The following is a 14,935-nucleotide window of genomic DNA, read 5'->3' on the forward strand; positions in this document are numbered from 1 at the left end:
TTCAGCTACCGGTGCCGGCGCCCCAGATCCCGCCGAGGTTTTGCAGCAACGAACCGGCGACGCCTTGCTGACCGAGGTATTGCAGGATCACCGGGGCAAACTGGCCGATCATCCCACTGTCCATGCCCAGGGCGCTGAAGGCGTTGTTCAGGTCGTTGGTGTCCTTGACGTTACCCAGCAAGCCATCGAGCAACGCATTCTTGTCAGAACCCGCGCCGAGCAGCCCGCCCAATCCGTTCAGGCCACCGATGGCGCCGTTGCCGGCGATCTGATCGAGGCCCGGCACGTTTTTGCTCAGCTCGGAAAAGTCCTGGCCGCTGAGCTGATTCTTCGCCAGCCCCAGCATCGCACCAGCACCGCCGACGGCCTGTTCCGGCGTGACGTTGAGTTGCGAGCCCAGGGTATTGAGCAAACCGGCCGCCTTGGGTGCCGCCGCCACAGCGCCGTCGCCCTGATCGCCCTGTATCGCCGAAACCGCATTGGCCGCATCGCTGAGGCTGAACTGTGCAAAGGCCGGGCTGGCACCCAGCGTCGTCAACGAAGCAACAGCCATGAGCGATGCCAGTGCAAAACTGCGTGAAACTTTCATCCAGACATCCTCTTGCGCCATGAAAACCACCCGGTAACGGACGGTAAAACTGCCGATTTGACCGGGTATCTGCCGGCATGTTCCTCGTTTGCGCGGCATTTTTACCCAAGTGGCGTTTATGAAACGTGAAAACCCGGACTCGCGCTGGTGGCGTTGTGACCAACGGTACATTTCAGCAGCAACGCACTCCATGTAGCAGCTGGCGAAGCCTGCGTTCGGCTGCGAAGCAGTCGTAAAGTCAGAATCTGCGGTACGTCAGGCAGACCGCGTCAGGCGGATTCACGACTGCTTCGCAGCCGAACGCAGGCTTCGCCAGCTGCTACAGATCGCATTGAAGGCTTATCTGACAGACATTGGGGCTTGCCACAGGGTGGTGTGATCCCCATAAAAAAAACGGCGACCCGAAGGTCGCCGTTTTGCTTTGCATGAAGCCTTACGCCGCGCTGAACAACTTGTGCGGATCGATCACAAACTTCTTCGGCACACCCGCATCGAACTCGCCATAACCCCGTGGTGCGTCATCCAGGCTGATGACTTCAACACCCACGATGTCGGCAATCTTGATGCGGTCCCACATGATCGCCTGCATCAACTGGCGGTTGTACTTCATCACTGGCGTCTGGCCGGTGTGGAAGCTGTGGGATTTGGCCCAGCCCAGACCGAAACGAATGCTCAGACTGCCCATTTTCGCGGCCGCATCCACAGCACCCGGGTCTTCAGTCACGTACAGGCCAGGGATACCGATTTTGCCGGCCACGCGAACCACGCCCATCAGCGAGTTGAGCACGGTTGCCGGAGCTTCGTGTTTCACGCCGTCATGGCCGTGACCGCGGGCTTCGAAGCCCACCGCATCAACAGCGCAATCCACTTCAGGCTCACCCAACAGCGCGGCGATTTGTTCGTGCAGTGGGGTGTCCAGGGACAGGTCGGCGATTTCGAAACCCTGCGCCTTGGCGTGCGCCAGGCGGACAGTGTTGACGTCACCGATGATCACCACGGCAGCGCCCAACAGGCGAGCGGAAGCGGCAGCGGCCAGACCAACCGGACCGGCACCGGCGATGTATACGGTGCTGCCAGGGCCAACGCCGGCGGTCACTGCGCCGTGGTAACCGGTCGGCAGGATGTCGGAGAGGCAGGTCAGGTCGCGGATTTTTTCCATCGCGCGATCACGATCAGGCAGTTTCAACAGGTTGAAGTCGGCGTACGGCACCATCGCGTACTCAGCCTGACCACCGGTCCAGTCGCCCATGTCGACATAACCATAGGCACCGCCCGGACGCGCCGGGTTAACGCTGAGGCAGACACCGGTGTGCATCTCTTTGCAGGAACGGCAGCGCCCGCAAGCTACGTTGAACGGTACGGACACCAGGTCGCCGATTTGCAGGTTCTCGACGTCGCTGCCCTTCTCGATCACTTCACCGGTGATCTCGTGGCCGAGCACCAGACCGGTCTGAGCAGTGGTACGGCCGCGCACCATGTGCTGGTCGGAACCACAGATGTTGGTGGAAACCACACGCAGGATGACGGCGTGGTTAATCTTCCTGCCGCGCGGGTCCTGCATTTTCGGATAGTCGATTTTTTGTATTTCGACTTTGCCATTGCCGAGATACACCACACCACGATTGCCAGACATGCTTTCACCTCGCTGTTGTTTTTATGTAGCGGTCGCGTCGCCATGGATCGGCGGCGCGTTGATTGCTCGGTAAATCAAAAGATCGCAGCCTTCGGCAGCTCCTACAGAGACATGCGATCGGCGTAGGAACTGCCGAAGGCTGCGATCTTTTCAGGCAGTGAAAACGCTAGAGAACAACTGTCCTGTTAGCGTTAAGGAACACGCGTCTTTCAATGTGATACCCCACCGCCCGCGCCAGGGTCAGCCCTTCGATATCCCGCCCCTTGGCGATCAAGTCTTCGGGATAGTGGCTGTGGTCCACGGCCTCCACGCCCTGGGCGATGATCGGGCCTTCGTCCAGGTCGTTGTTGATGTAGTGCGCCGTGGCGCCAACCAGTTTCACGCCCTTGTTGTAGGCCTGGTGATAGGGCTTGGCGCCCTTGAAACCGGGTAGCAGGGAGTGATGAATGTTGATCGCTTTGCCATCGAGTTTGCGGCACAGCTCTGGCGACAGGACTTGCATGTAGCGGGCAAGAATCACCAGTTCAGCGCCGGACTCTTCAACCACCTGCCAGACCTGACGCTCCTGCGACGGTTTGTCGTTCGGGTCCAGCGGGAAATGGTAGTACGGAATCTGGTGCCAGTCGGCCAATGGCTTGAGGTCCGGGTGGTTGGAGACCACGGCGACCACGTCCATCGACAACTGGCCGATGCGCTGGCGGTAGAGCAAGTCGTTGAGGCAGTGATCGGCCTTGGAGACCATGATCACTACTTTTGGCCGGTGGTGCGGCGGGGTCAGCTCGAAGACCATCCCGAAGGCGTCACCACGCTCTGCCAAACCGGCGCGAAAGGCTTGTTCGTCGAAGCCATCAGGCTGACGGAACTCCACGCGAATGAAGAAACGACCCGAGAGCCGGTCATCGAAGGAATGGTGCTCGGTGACGTAGCAGCCCTGCTCGAACAGAAAGCGGGTCACCGCATCCACGGTGCCGAGGACGCTAGGGCAATCGGCGGTCAGAATCCATGTGTCTGGGGCGCGGCTCATAGTGCGGTGACTCCTGCTGCAACATCTGTGATCAGAGAGAACTCTGTGAGTAAGGGCTTGCCTGTGGCGAGGGGGCTTGCCCCCGTTCGGCTGCGAAGCAGTCGTAAATCCGGAAAACGCGGTGTATCAGACAGACCGCGCTTTCAGGATTTGGGGCCGCTTCGCAGCCCAACGGGGGCAAGCCCCCTCGCCACAAAAGCTCCCTCGCCACAACTACGCCTGAACGCTAAGCCCGTACTCAGCCGCAGCATCCTGCAACCACAACCACCAGTAATCCGAAAAGCTGCGGCGGATCAGCAGTTCCCAGGTGTCTTCGGCGGTATGGCGGATCACCAGTTGCGATTTGGCGAACACCGTGCCCACCGCCTTGCCCACCGGGAAGCTGTTGGGGTGCACGTCGTAGCTGGTGGATTTCATCAGCACCTGACGCACGTTCGGGCCGCTGAGTTCGAGGATCTGCTGGCCACCGCTGACGTTGACGATCTGGATGTGCAGGTCGCCCAGCGCTTCGCGGAGTTTTTGCTCGGCGGCGAATTCTTCACCGGTCGGGACGATCAGCAGCCATTCATCCGGCCCCATCCATTGCAGGCTGGTTTCGCCTTTGACGATAACAGTCAGCGCACCTGGTAATTCGATGCCGAGGGCCTTGTGCACACCAGCGGCGAAAGCCGCGTCGTGGCCATCGCCACGGATGGTCAGGTGGCCGAGGAGTTTTTTCTCACGCACGATGACGCCGGCGTTCTTGCGGCCCTTGCCCACCAGGCTGGCGAGGTCGGCATGATGCAGCGACGACTCGGCCTTGGCCCCGGTGGTTGGGCGTTGTTGGTAAACATTGGCTGCGGTCATAAAGCACCTGTCTTGAATTCTGTTGGTTCCGGCCCTTGTGGTGGCTGTTCTGCCGCCATCGCGAGCAGGCTCGCTCCCACATTTGACCGCGTTCCCCTGTGGGAGCGAGCCTGCTCGCGAAGGCGATAACAGGCACCCCACAGGAGCCGAGACCGTTAAACGTTCTGGCGATCACCCTTGGGATCGAAGAACACCGAAGAAACGATTTCCGCCTCGATCACGCTGCCGTCGGCCAGCGGTGCGAACACCCGCTCACCCATGCGCTTCAAGCCGCCCTTGACCACACCCATGGCAAACGAATAGCCGAGGGAGTTGTGCAAGTAGCTGGAAGTCACGTGACCGACCATGGTCATCGGAATGGCTTGCTTGGTGTTGAACACCAGTTGCGCACCTTCCGGCAGCCATTTGGTCGGATCGATCGGCTTAAGACCGACCAGTTGTTTGCGTTGATCACGCACACAGTCTTCGCGGTTCATGCCACGCCAGCCGATCCACGAGAACGGTTTGGTGCGACCGACACACCAGCCCATGTTCAGGTCGTCCGGGGTCATCGAACTGTCAGTGTCCTGGCCGACGATGATGAAGCCCTTCTCCGCCCGCAGTACGTGCATGGTTTCGGTGCCATACGGGGTCAGGTTGTATTGCTTGCCGGCCTCGACGATTTTTTCCAGCACGCCCATGGCGTAGTCGGCCTGCACGTTGACTTCGTACGACAGCTCACCGGTAAACGAAATCCGGAACACCCGCGCCGGGACACCACCGACCAGAGCTTCTTTCCAGGTCATGAACGGGAAGGCTTCGTTGCTCAAGTCGATGTCGGTGACTTCGCTGAGCAGCTTGCGGCTGTTCGGCCCCGACAGGGTCATGGTCGCCCAGTGGTCAGTCACGGAAGTGAAGTACACCTTCAGGTCTGGCCATTCGGTCTGATGGTAGATTTCCAGCCATTGCAGCACGCGTGCAGCGCCGCCGGTGGTGGTGGTCATCACGAAGTGGTTATCGGCCAGGCATGCAGTCACGCCGTCGTCGAACACCATGCCGTCTTCTTTACACATCAGGCCGTAACGCGCCTTGCCCACATCGAGCTTGGTCCAGGCGTTGGTGTAGATGCGGTTGAGGAACTCGCGGGTGTCCGGGCCCTGGATGTCGATCTTGCCCAGGGTCGAAGCGTCCAGCAGGCCGACGCTGTCGCGCACGGCTTTGCATTCGCGCTTCACGGCGGCATGCAGGTCTTCACCGTTTTTCGGGAAGTACCAAGGACGCTTCCACTGACCGACGTCTTCGAATTCGGCGCCGTTCTTCACGTGCCAATGATGCAGCGCGGTGAAACGAACCGGTTCGAAAATGTGCCCACAGTGACGACCGGCTATGGCGCCGAAGGTCACCGGCGTGTAGTTCGGACGGAACATGGTGGTGCCCATCTGCGGGATGGTCACGTTCAGCGAACGGGCGGCAATGGCCAGACCGTTGACGTTACCGAGCTTGCCCTGATCGGTGCCGAAGCCCAGCGCGGTGTAGCGTTTAACGTGCTCGACCGACTCGAAGCCTTCGCGGGTCGCCAGCTCGATGGCGGCAGCGGTGACGTCGTTTTGCAGGTCGACGAATTGCTTCGGCGCCCGTGCGGTGGCTTTTTCGTGAGGCACCTGGAACAGCGCCAACGTCGGTTCTTCCAGACGGCTCAGGGCTTTCGGCAAGGTCGCTTCGACCCCGCTGAATCCGGCTTCGCTGGCGGCGCGAGCGCCCCCTTCAAAACCATCGGCCAGCGAATCGCCGAGGCCGTAGACGCCGTTGATGCCACCGACGCACACGCGTTTTTGCGGTGCTTCGCCCGGTACGAAACCGAGGATGTCTTCACGCCAGATCGGCTTGCCACCCAAGTGCGACGCCAGGTGAACCACCGGGCTGTAACCGCCGGAACTGGCAACCAGATCGCAATCGAGCCACTCGCCCGGGCTGGTCACGGTGTGTGCTTTTACGTCAATCGCGGCAACGCGAGCGGCGGTGACGTGTTTGCTGCCACGGGCCTCGATCACGGCGCTGCCGGTCAGGATGCGAATGCCTTTGGCGCGCGCTTCTTCCACCAGCGCACCGCGAGGGTTGCTGCGGGCATCGGCGATAGCGACCACTTGCAGACTGGCATCGAGCCAATCCAGCGCTACGCGGTAGGCGTGGTCGTTGTTGGTCGACAGCACCAGTTTCTTGCCCGGTGCCACGCCGTAACGGCGAACATAAGTCGACACGGCGCCGGCGAGCATGTTGCCCGGCACGTCGTTGTTGCCGTAAACCAGTGGACGCTCGTGAGTACCGGTCGCCAGCACTACACGTTTGGCGCGAACCCGGTGGATGCGCTGACGCACCTGGCCGATCGGGGCGCGGTCGCCGAGGTGATCGGTGAGGCGCTCGTGAATGGTCAGGAAGTTATGGTCGTGGTAACCGTTGACCGTGGCGCGCGGCAACAGCAGCACGTCCGGGGTGTTTTTCAGCTCGGCGATGATGCTGGCGACCCACTCGGTAGCCGGTTTGCCGTCGAGGCTTTCGCGGGAATCGAGCAGGCTGCCACCAAACTCCTCCTGCTCATCGGCCAGGATCACGCGCGCACCGCTACGGGCAGCCGCCAGTGCAGCCGCCAGACCCGCAGGGCCAGCGCCGACGATCAGCACGTCGCAGTGCTGGTTCATGTAGTCGTAGGTGTCCGGATCGTTCTCGGTCGGCGAGCGGCCAAGGCCGGCGGCCTTACGGATGTACTTCTCGTACGTCATCCAGAACGATTGCGGGTACATGAAGGTTTTGTAGTAGAAGCCCGGCGGCATCAGCTTGCCGCCGACCTTGCCGAGAATCCCCATCATGTCGTTGTTCACGCTCGGCCAGCCGTTGGTGCTGGTGGCGACCAGGCCTTGATACAGCGCTTGTTGCGTGGCGCGCACGTTCGGGATCTGCGTGGCTTCGGTCGCACCGATCTGCAGCACGGCGTTCGGCTCTTCGGCACCGGCGGCGAAGATGCCGCGCGGGCGCGAGTACTTGAAGCTGCGGCCGATGATGTCGACACCGTTGGCCAGCAAGGCGGCGGCGAGGGTATCGCCTTCAAAGCCTTTGTAGACCTGGCCGTTGAAGGTGAAGCTCAGCACTTTGTTGCGGTCGATGCGTCCGCCGTTGGACAGGCGATTGATCTGGCTCATACCTTCTCTCCCAGAGCCGTGGCGGCCGCTTTCGGGCTGTCGGTCTTGTCGGTGAACTGCGGCTTGGCGCCGATCTTGTAGGTTTCGAGAATCTCGTAGGTCACGGTGTTACGGGTGACGTTGAAGTACTGACGGCAACCGGCAACGTGATCCCACAGTTCGTGGTGCAGACCGCGAGGGTTATCGCGGAAGAACATGTAGTCGCCCCACTCCTCGTCGGTGCAGCTGTTCGGATCCAGTGGACGCGGGATGTGCGCCTGGCCGGATGCGTGGAATTCCTCTTCGGAGCGCAGTTCGCCGCAGTGAGGACAGAAGATATGCAACATGGGGATTTCTCCTGTTAGTGGGCAACCGCAGCAGCGCCGTGTTCGTCGATCAACGCACCGTTGTGGAAACGGTCGATGGAGAAAGGTGCGGCCAATGGGTGCATTTCACCCTTGGCCAGACTCGCGGCAAACACGTTGCCCGAGCCAGGTGTTGCCTTGAAGCCACCGGTGCCCCAACCGCAGTTGAAGAACATGTTCGGGACCGGGGTTTTCGAAATGATCGGGCACGCGTCCGGCGTGGTGTCGACGATGCCGCCCCACTGACGGTTCATGCGTACGCGCGACAGCACCGGGAACATCTCGACGATGGCCTGAATGGTGTGCTCGATCACCGGGTATGAACCACGCTGGCCGTAGCCGTTGTAGCCGTCGATACCGGCGCCGATCACCAGGTCGCCCTTGTCGGACTGGCTGATGTAACCGTGCACGGCGTTGGACATGATCACGCTGTCGATAATCGGTTTGATCGGCTCGGACACCAGCGCTTGCAGCGGGTGCGATTCGATCGGCAGACGGAAACCGGCGAGTTTGGCCATGTGCCCGGAGTTACCGGCGGTGACCACACCGACGCGCTTGGCGCCGATGAAGCCTTTGTTGGTTTCAACGCCGATGCACACGCCGTTTTCCTTGCGGAAACCGATCACTTCGGTCTGTTGAATCAGGTCCACGCCCAAGGCGTCAGCGGCACGGGCAAAGCCCCAGGCCACGGCATCGTGACGGGCCACGCCGCCGCGACGCTGGACGGTTGCGCCCATCACCGGGTAGCGAGTGTTTTTCGAGCAGTCGAGGTACGGAATCTCGTCGGCTACTTGTTTGGCATCGAGCAGTTCGCCGTCCACACCGTTGAGGCGGTTGGCGCTGACCCGACGCTCGGAGTCACGAATGTCCTGCAGGGTATGGCACAGGTTGTAGACACCGCGCTGGGAGAACATCACGTTGTAGTTCAGGTCCTGGGACAGGCCTTCCCACAATTTCATCGCGTGTTCGTACAGGTGCGCCGACTCGTCCCACAGGTAGTTGGAGCGAACGATGGTGGTGTTGCGCGCGGTGTTACCGCCGCCCAGCCAGCCTTTCTCGACCACGGCCACGTTAGTGATGCCGTGTTCCTTGGCCAGGTAGTAGGCGGTCGCCAGACCATGCCCGCCACCGCCGACGATGACCACGTCATAGACCTTTTTCGGGGTCGGCGTGCGCCACATTTTCTGCCAGTTTTCGTGATGGCTGAGGGAGTGTTTGAAGAGGCCGAAGCCCGAATAGCGTTGCATAGTCATTTACTCCAAAACCGCGCTCAGCGATAAACCGGGAAGTCCGCGCACAGGGCTGCCACTTGCTGCGCGACATTGGCCTCGACATCGGCGTCGCCGAGGTTGTCGAGGATGTCGCAGATCCAGCCAGCCAGCTCCGTGCACTGCGCGACCTTGAAGCCGCGAGTGGTCACCGCCGGGGTGCCGATACGCAGGCCGGAGGTCACGAACGGCGACTGTGGATCGTTCGGGACAGCGTTCTTGTTCACGGTGATATGGGCGCGACCGAGAGCTGCGTCCGCCTCTTTGCCGGTAAGGCCCTGACGGATCAGGCTGACCAGGAACAGGTGGTTATCGGTGCCGCCGGACACTACATCGTAGCCGCGCTTGATAAATACGCCGGCCATGGCCTGGGCGTTGTCGATCACTTGCTGCTGGTAAACCTTGAAGCCAGGCTCCAACGCTTCCTTGAAGCACACCGCCTTACCGGCGATCACGTGCATCAGCGGGCCACCCTGGGCACCAGGGAAGACCGCTGCGTTGAGCTTCTTCTCGATTTCTTCGTTGGACTTGCACAGGATCAGGCCGCCACGAGGACCGCGCAGGGTCTTGTGGGTGGTGGTGGTGACCACATCAGCGTGCGGCAGCGGGTTCGGGTACAGGCCGGCAGCGACCAGACCTGCGACGTGAGCCATGTCGACAAACAGCAGCGCTCCAACCTTGTCGGCGATCTGACGGAAACGTGGGAAGTCGAGGGTCTTGGAGTAGGCCGAGAAGCCGGCAACGATCATCTTCGGCTTGCATTCGACAGCCAGACGCTCGACTTCGTCGTAGTCGATCAGCCCGGTTTTAGTGTCAATGCCGTACTGCACAGCGTTGTACAGCTTGCCCGAGGACGACACTTTGGCGCCGTGGGTAAGGTGGCCACCGTGGGCCAGGCTCATGCCGAGGATGGTGTCGCCAGGCTGGATCAGGGCCAGATACACAGCGCTGTTGGCCGAAGAGCCGGAGTGCGGCTGCACGTTGGCGTAATCAGCACCGAACAGCTGCTTGGCGCGTTCGATGGCCAGCGCTTCAACTTTATCGACGTGCTCGCAGCCACCGTAGTAGCGCTTGCCCGGATAGCCTTCGGCGTATTTGTTGGTCAGGCCGCTGCCTTGCGCTTCCATGACGCGTTTGCTGGTGTAGTTCTCTGACGCGATCAGCTCGATGTGATCTTCCTGGCGTTGCTCCTCGGCATTCATCGCCGCCAGCAGTGCATCGTCGTAACCCTGGATCTGGTCTTGCTTGCTGAACATCGCGTCTCTCCCAGCGGCATCTATGCGCCATTCGTCTCGGTAAGGCACTGGCGTTACGGCAGTGCCCTTTGGATGCGATGGTATGACCGGCGCAGACAGGTCAAATGCCTATGGACGCCACGCAAAGGTGCGTTTACGACATGGCGAGAAATGGACACGTCGGACACGATCGCAAGATCAACATACCCCCCTGTAGGAGCTGCCGAAGGCTGCGATCTTTTGACTTGGCTTTTTAGAAGATCAAAAGATCGCAGCCTTCGGCAGCTCCTACAGGGGGTCAGAGGTCAGGCGATGAGTTGGCGTAAAGCCAGAAGCACGAGGAAATGCGCGGGATAGAGCGCGTACGCCCAACGGCGCATCGGCGGTGGCTGGATGCCTCGGGCGTGTCGCAATAGCAGCAGCCCCAGCAATGGCGCAATCAGACAAGCGGCAATGCCGAGGATGGCTGCACTGCTATGAAGTCGCGCGCCGTAATACAGCACCTGCCATTGATTCGCCGCAAGACACACCAGCCCCGGCAACAAGGCGAAATACCAGGGACGCTGGATCACCAGCAACATCGTCAGCGGCAACAGCACGCCGAAGAAACCGAACATCAGTCGCTCCGGGAACAGTGCCGCCAGCAACAAGGCACCGACCGCCAGCAGTCGCGATTGCAGCATTGCGTGCTGCCAGCCACGGGCCACCAACAGACCCAGAACCAGTGTGGGCAACACGTTTAAGGTGTCGTGATCAGGAATGTACATCCGATAGGGAATTTCGCTCAGCGCACTAAACAGCAACAACCAACCGAGGTAGCGCCACTGGCCGTCAGTCGTTACTGCGCGGGCACGCGACAGGTTCACCGCCATCGCCAGGCAGAACCATGGAAACGCCAATCTGCCCGGTACATACAGAAAATCGACGGAGTAACCGACATATCGCAGGTGATCGAGCACCATGCTCAGCAGCCCCAGCCACTTGAGCAGATCCAGCGCCCCATCCCGTTGAGTCATGTGCATAATTGCCCGGCATCCTTGTATTTTTCTGACAGAAGCATCCCGTGCGCTCCCCGGACGATCTTCGGTAAAGTGTGCACCATCATTGACCACGAGAGGCTTCACCATAAGCGTCTCGACCACGGAAGCAGGCCATGACCGATAAGAGCCAACAATTCGCCAGCGACAACTATTCCGGTATCTGCCCTGAAGCCTGGGCTGCCATGGAACAGGCCAACCACGGCCACCAGCGCGCTTACGGCGACGATGAGTGGACTGCTCGCGCGTCCGATCAATTCCGCAAACTGTTTGAAACCGACTGCGAAGTATTCTTCGCCTTCAACGGCACCGCCGCCAACTCGTTGGCCCTGTCGTCGCTGTGCCAGAGTTACCACAGCGTGATCTGCTCGGAAACCGCCCACGTTGAAACCGACGAATGCGGTGCGCCGGAGTTTTTCTCCAACGGTTCCAAGCTGCTCATAGCCCGCACCGAAAACGGCAAGCTGACCCCGGAATCGATCCGCGAAATCGCCCTCAAGCGCCAGGACATCCACTACCCGAAACCCCGCGTAGTGACCCTGACCCAAGCCACCGAAGTCGGCAGCGTGTACACCCCGCAAGAGATCCGCGCCATCAGCGTCACCTGCAAAGAACTGGGCCTGAACCTGCACATGGACGGCGCACGCTTCTCCAACGCCTGCGCGTACCTGGGCTGCTCGCCCGCCGACCTGACCTGGAAGGCCGGCGTCGACGTACTGTGCTTCGGCGGCACGAAAAACGGCATGGCGGTGGGCGAAGCGATTCTGTTCTTCAACCACAAACTGGCTGAGGACTTCGACTACCGCTGCAAACAGGCCGGGCAACTGGCGTCGAAAATGCGCTTCCTCTCGGCCCCCTGGGTCGGGATTCTGGAAAACGACGCCTGGCTCAAATACGCCCGTCACGCCAACCACTGCGCGCAGTTACTGGCCGAACTGGTGAGCGATATTCCTGGCGTGGAGCTGATGTTCCCGGTGCAAGCCAACGGCGTGTTCCTGCAACTGTCGGAACCGGCCATTGCCGCGCTGACCGCCAAGGGCTGGCGCTTCTACACCTTCATCGGCAACGGCGGCGCACGGTTCATGTGCTCGTGGGACACCGAAGAAGAACGCGTGCTGGAACTGGCAGCGGATATTCGGGAAGTGATGGCGGGCTGACACCCGCAAGCTTTTGTGGCCAGGGAGCTTGCTCCCGCTCGGCTGCGCAGCAGTCGTAAAAACCAACCAACGCGGTCTACCTGACAGACCGCATGCCCAGGCTTTGGGGCTGCTTCGCAACCCAGCGGGAGCAAGCTCCCTCGCCACAGGCTCTGTGTTCAACCTCCGCTAATTGATTGAAATGAAATCCTGTGGCGAGGGGGCTTGCCCCCGTTCGGCTGCGCAGCAGTCGTAAAAACCAACCAACGCGGTCTACCTGACAGACCGCATGCCCAGGCTTTGGGGCTGCTTCGCAACCCAGCGGGAGCAAGCTCCCTCGCCACAGGCTCTGTGTTCAACCTCCGCTAATTGATTGAAATGAAACCCTGTGGCGAGGGGGCTTGCCCCCGTTCGGCTGCGCAGCAGTCGTGAAGCCAGCCAGCGCGATCTGCCTGACAGACCGCATGCTCAGGGTTGGGGCTGCTTCGCAACCCAACGGGGGCAAGCCCCCTCGCCACATAAAGCCCGCATGCGAAATGATCATGCAAGAGTTGGTCTACATTGACTGGCGAGCCGTTTCGATCCGCTCAGATAACAACAATCAGGAGCGTATGCATGTCACTACAAGGCAAAACCCTGTTCATCACCGGCGCCAGCCGCGGGATCGGTCGTGAGATTGCGCTACGGGCAGCAAAGGACGGGGCCAACATCGTGATTGCCGCCAAAAGCGCCGCGCCACACCCCAAGCTCCCAGGCACGATTTTCAGCGTGGCGGCGGAAGTCGAAGCCGCGGGTGGCAAGGCGCTGGCCTTGCAGGTGGATGTGCGTGATGAAATAGCCGTGCGCCAGGCCATGGCCGACGCCAGTGCACATTTCGGCGGCATCGATGCGTTGGTCAACAATGCCGGGGCGATCAAGCTGACCGGCGTGCAACACATCGAACTCAAGCGCTTCGACCTGATGCACCAGATCAACACCCGCGCCGTGCTGCTGTGCAGCCAGGCCGCCCTGCCCTATCTGAAAAAAAACGGCGGTCACATCCTCAACCTGTCGCCACCGCTGAACCTGGCCACCAAGTGGTTCGCCCAGTACAGCCCCTACACGGTGACCAAGTACGGCATGAGCATGCTCACCCTGGGCATGAGCGAGGAATTCGCCGCCTACGGCATCAGCGTCAACTCCCTATGGCCGCAGACCATGATCGCCACCGCCGCCATCGAATTTCAGCTGGGGTCGCGCGAGTCCTTCAAGCATGCGCGTACGCCCGCGATCATGGCGGATGCCGCTTACGCGATTCTGAGCAGCAGTGGCCGCAGCATTACCGGGCGCTTGCTGATTGATGAAGAGATTCTGCGGGAGCATGGCGTGACCGAATTCGATCATTACCGCTTTGAGCCCGACACCCAAGACAAGCTGATGCCAGACTTGTTTGTGGACTGAAATACCAACCATTGTGGGAGCGAGCCTGCTCGCGATGAGGCCGGAACATTCAACATTGATATTGACTGATCCACCGCTATCGCGAGCAGGCTCGCTCCCACAGGTTCAAAACTCGATCCGCACATCCCCCTTCGGCACGCTGCAGCACGACAGGATGAACCCCTCGGCTTCGTCTTCCTCGGTAATTCCGCCGTTGTGGTCCATTTCGACTTCGCCCCCGAGCTTCATCACCTTGCAGGTCCCGCAGATCCCCATCCCACAAGCCTTCGGAATCAACAGGCCAAGCTTGGCCGCCGCCGCGTGGACGGTTTCGCCCGGTGCCACGCGAATGCTTTTGCCGGACGCGGTGAATTCCACCTGATGCAGATCCGCCGCGTTGACTTCCGGTGCGTCCGCCGCTTGTTCGGCTTGCTCCACCGCGTCGGCACGGGCTTCCGGCGGCGTCGCGCCGAAGGATTCCTCGTGATAGCGCGTCATGTCGAAGCCGGCCGTTTCGAGCATGCGCTTGACCGCGTTCATGTACGGGGTCGGGCCGCAGCAGAAGACTTCACGCTCGAGGAAGTCTGGCGCCATCAGTTCGAGCATCTTGTGGTTCAGGTAACCGCGATAACCGGCCCACGGTTCGCCCAGACCATGTTTCTCGCAGATCAGGTGCAGGCTGAAGTTGTCGATCCGCGACGCCATGTGCTCCAGCTCGCGGTGATAAATGATGTCTTTGGGCGAACGGGCGCTGTGGATAAACACCATGTCGACATTGCCGTTGGTGTCGTAGAACCAGCGCGCCATGGACATGACCGGCGTGATGCCGACACCGCCGCTGAGGTAGAGTACTTTCGGCGCGGTGAAGTCCATGGCGTTGAACAGCCCGACCGGCCCGTGCACCGCCAGTTCCTGGCCTTCATGCAGGGTGTCGTGCAGCCAGTTGGACACCTTGCCCCCCGGCACGCGCTTGATGGTCACCGAAAAGCTGTACGGCACCGACGGCGAACTGGAAATGGTGTAGGAACGCATGATCGGCACGCCGTCGATTTCCAGCTCCAGGGTGACGAACTGCCCGGGCTTGAAGAAGAACAGGATCGGCTGATCGGCCATAAAGCAGAAGGTGCGCACATCCCAGGTTTCCTGGATGACTTTGACGCAACGGACAATGTGTCGACCATTGGCCCAGGTCTGGGTGGTTACCGGGTTCAGGAAGCTGTTGGACATGCTG

Annotated in this window: 12 protein-coding genes; 2 read left to right on the forward strand and 10 right to left on the reverse strand. The window is 60.8% G+C overall.

Annotated features, from left to right (window positions below):
• Position 1: 1 nt before the first annotated feature.
• The 9 genes from ACA044_RS28175 to ACA044_RS28215 all read right to left on the reverse strand — a co-directional run bounded on the left by ACA044_RS28175 (position 2) and on the right by ACA044_RS28215 (position 11,134).
• Positions 2-589 (reverse strand): DUF2780 domain-containing protein, encoded by a 588-nt coding sequence (locus tag ACA044_RS28175; protein WP_497444192.1) that lies wholly within the window; start codon positions 587-589, stop codon positions 2-4.
• Positions 590-1,022: 433 nt separating this feature from the next.
• Positions 1,023-2,222 carry a formaldehyde dehydrogenase, glutathione-independent gene (gene fdhA / locus ACA044_RS28180; protein ID WP_123719614.1) on the reverse strand — a complete coding sequence of 400 codons (1,200 nt, stop codon included), beginning with the start codon at positions 2,220-2,222 and terminating at the stop codon, positions 1,023-1,025.
• Positions 2,223-2,388: 166 nt separating this feature from the next.
• The gene (purU, locus tag ACA044_RS28185; RefSeq protein ID WP_007907570.1) at positions 2,389-3,246 is read right to left on the reverse strand and encodes a formyltetrahydrofolate deformylase; all 858 of its coding nucleotides are present in this window, start codon (positions 3,244-3,246) and stop codon (positions 2,389-2,391) included.
• Positions 3,247-3,459: 213 nt separating this feature from the next.
• Complete coding sequence (locus ACA044_RS28190; protein ID WP_497444193.1) at positions 3,460-4,092, reverse strand: sarcosine oxidase subunit gamma; 633 nt, start codon at positions 4,090-4,092, stop codon at positions 3,460-3,462.
• 155 nt (positions 4,093-4,247) lie between these two features.
• Positions 4,248-7,265 (reverse strand): sarcosine oxidase subunit alpha, encoded by a 3,018-nt coding sequence (locus ACA044_RS28195; RefSeq protein ID WP_497444194.1) that lies wholly within the window; start codon positions 7,263-7,265, stop codon positions 4,248-4,250.
• Positions 7,262-7,591 carry a sarcosine oxidase subunit delta gene (locus ACA044_RS28200; RefSeq protein WP_038981140.1) on the reverse strand — a complete coding sequence of 110 codons (330 nt, stop codon included), beginning with the start codon at positions 7,589-7,591 and terminating at the stop codon, positions 7,262-7,264. Before ACA044_RS28200 ends, ACA044_RS28195 begins: the two co-directional genes overlap by 4 nt.
• 14 nt (positions 7,592-7,605) lie before the next feature.
• Positions 7,606-8,856: a sarcosine oxidase subunit beta gene (locus tag ACA044_RS28205; RefSeq protein WP_007947735.1), complete on the reverse strand. Its 1,251-nt coding sequence runs from the start codon at positions 8,854-8,856 to the stop codon at positions 7,606-7,608.
• Positions 8,857-8,879: 23 nt separating this feature from the next.
• Positions 8,880-10,133 carry a serine hydroxymethyltransferase gene (gene glyA / locus ACA044_RS28210; RefSeq protein ID WP_497444195.1) on the reverse strand — a complete coding sequence of 418 codons (1,254 nt, stop codon included), beginning with the start codon at positions 10,131-10,133 and terminating at the stop codon, positions 8,880-8,882.
• 284 nt (positions 10,134-10,417) lie between these two features.
• Positions 10,418-11,134, reverse strand: coding sequence for a TraX family protein (locus tag ACA044_RS28215; RefSeq protein WP_497444196.1), 717 nt, complete (start codon positions 11,132-11,134; stop codon positions 10,418-10,420).
• Between the two features lie 131 nt (positions 11,135-11,265).
• Between ACA044_RS28215 and ACA044_RS28220 the strand changes: the two genes are divergently transcribed.
• Both ACA044_RS28220 and ACA044_RS28225 read left to right on the forward strand, forming a co-directional pair.
• Positions 11,266-12,306, forward strand: coding sequence for a threonine aldolase family protein (locus tag ACA044_RS28220; RefSeq protein ID WP_497444197.1), 1,041 nt, complete (start codon positions 11,266-11,268; stop codon positions 12,304-12,306).
• 594 nt (positions 12,307-12,900) lie between these two features.
• The gene (locus tag ACA044_RS28225; protein WP_497444198.1) at positions 12,901-13,725 is read left to right on the forward strand and encodes an SDR family oxidoreductase; all 825 of its coding nucleotides are present in this window, start codon (positions 12,901-12,903) and stop codon (positions 13,723-13,725) included.
• Positions 13,726-13,830: 105 nt separating this feature from the next.
• On the opposite strand, the gene gbcB is transcribed toward ACA044_RS28225, so the two are convergent.
• Positions 13,831-14,931, reverse strand: a complete 1,101-nt coding sequence (gene gbcB / locus ACA044_RS28230) for a glycine betaine monooxygenase reductase subunit (RefSeq protein WP_497444199.1) — start codon at positions 14,929-14,931, stop codon at positions 13,831-13,833.
• Positions 14,932-14,935 lie beyond the last annotated feature (4 nt).

It is taken from the genome of Pseudomonas sp. LBUM1673, from assembly GCF_059695645.1.

Coding starts and splice junctions, on each gene's coding strand:
- ACA044_RS28190 (WP_497444193.1), bottom strand. CDS start 4,092: ATGACCGCAGCCAATGTTTACCAACAACGCCCAACCACCGGGGCCAAG.
- ACA044_RS28200 (WP_038981140.1), bottom strand. CDS start 7,591: ATGTTGCATATCTTCTGTCCTCACTGCGGCGAACTGCGCTCCGAAGAG.
- glyA (WP_497444195.1), bottom strand. CDS start 10,133: ATGTTCAGCAAGCAAGACCAGATCCAGGGTTACGACGATGCACTGCTG.
- ACA044_RS28220 (WP_497444197.1), top strand. CDS start 11,266: ATGACCGATAAGAGCCAACAATTCGCCAGCGACAACTATTCCGGTATC.
- gbcB (WP_497444199.1), bottom strand. CDS start 14,931: ATGTCCAACAGCTTCCTGAACCCGGTAACCACCCAGACCTGGGCCAAT.
- ACA044_RS28195 (WP_497444194.1), bottom strand. CDS start 7,265: ATGAGCCAGATCAATCGCCTGTCCAACGGCGGACGCATCGACCGCAAC.
- ACA044_RS28225 (WP_497444198.1), top strand. CDS start 12,901: ATGTCACTACAAGGCAAAACCCTGTTCATCACCGGCGCCAGCCGCGGG.
- ACA044_RS28215 (WP_497444196.1), bottom strand. CDS start 11,134: ATGCACATGACTCAACGGGATGGGGCGCTGGATCTGCTCAAGTGGCTG.
- ACA044_RS28205 (WP_007947735.1), bottom strand. CDS start 8,856: ATGCAACGCTATTCGGGCTTCGGCCTCTTCAAACACTCCCTCAGCCAT.
- purU (WP_007907570.1), bottom strand. CDS start 3,246: ATGAGCCGCGCCCCAGACACATGGATTCTGACCGCCGATTGCCCTAGC.
- fdhA (WP_123719614.1), bottom strand. CDS start 2,222: ATGTCTGGCAATCGTGGTGTGGTGTATCTCGGCAATGGCAAAGTCGAA.
- ACA044_RS28175 (WP_497444192.1), bottom strand. CDS start 589: ATGAAAGTTTCACGCAGTTTTGCACTGGCATCGCTCATGGCTGTTGCT.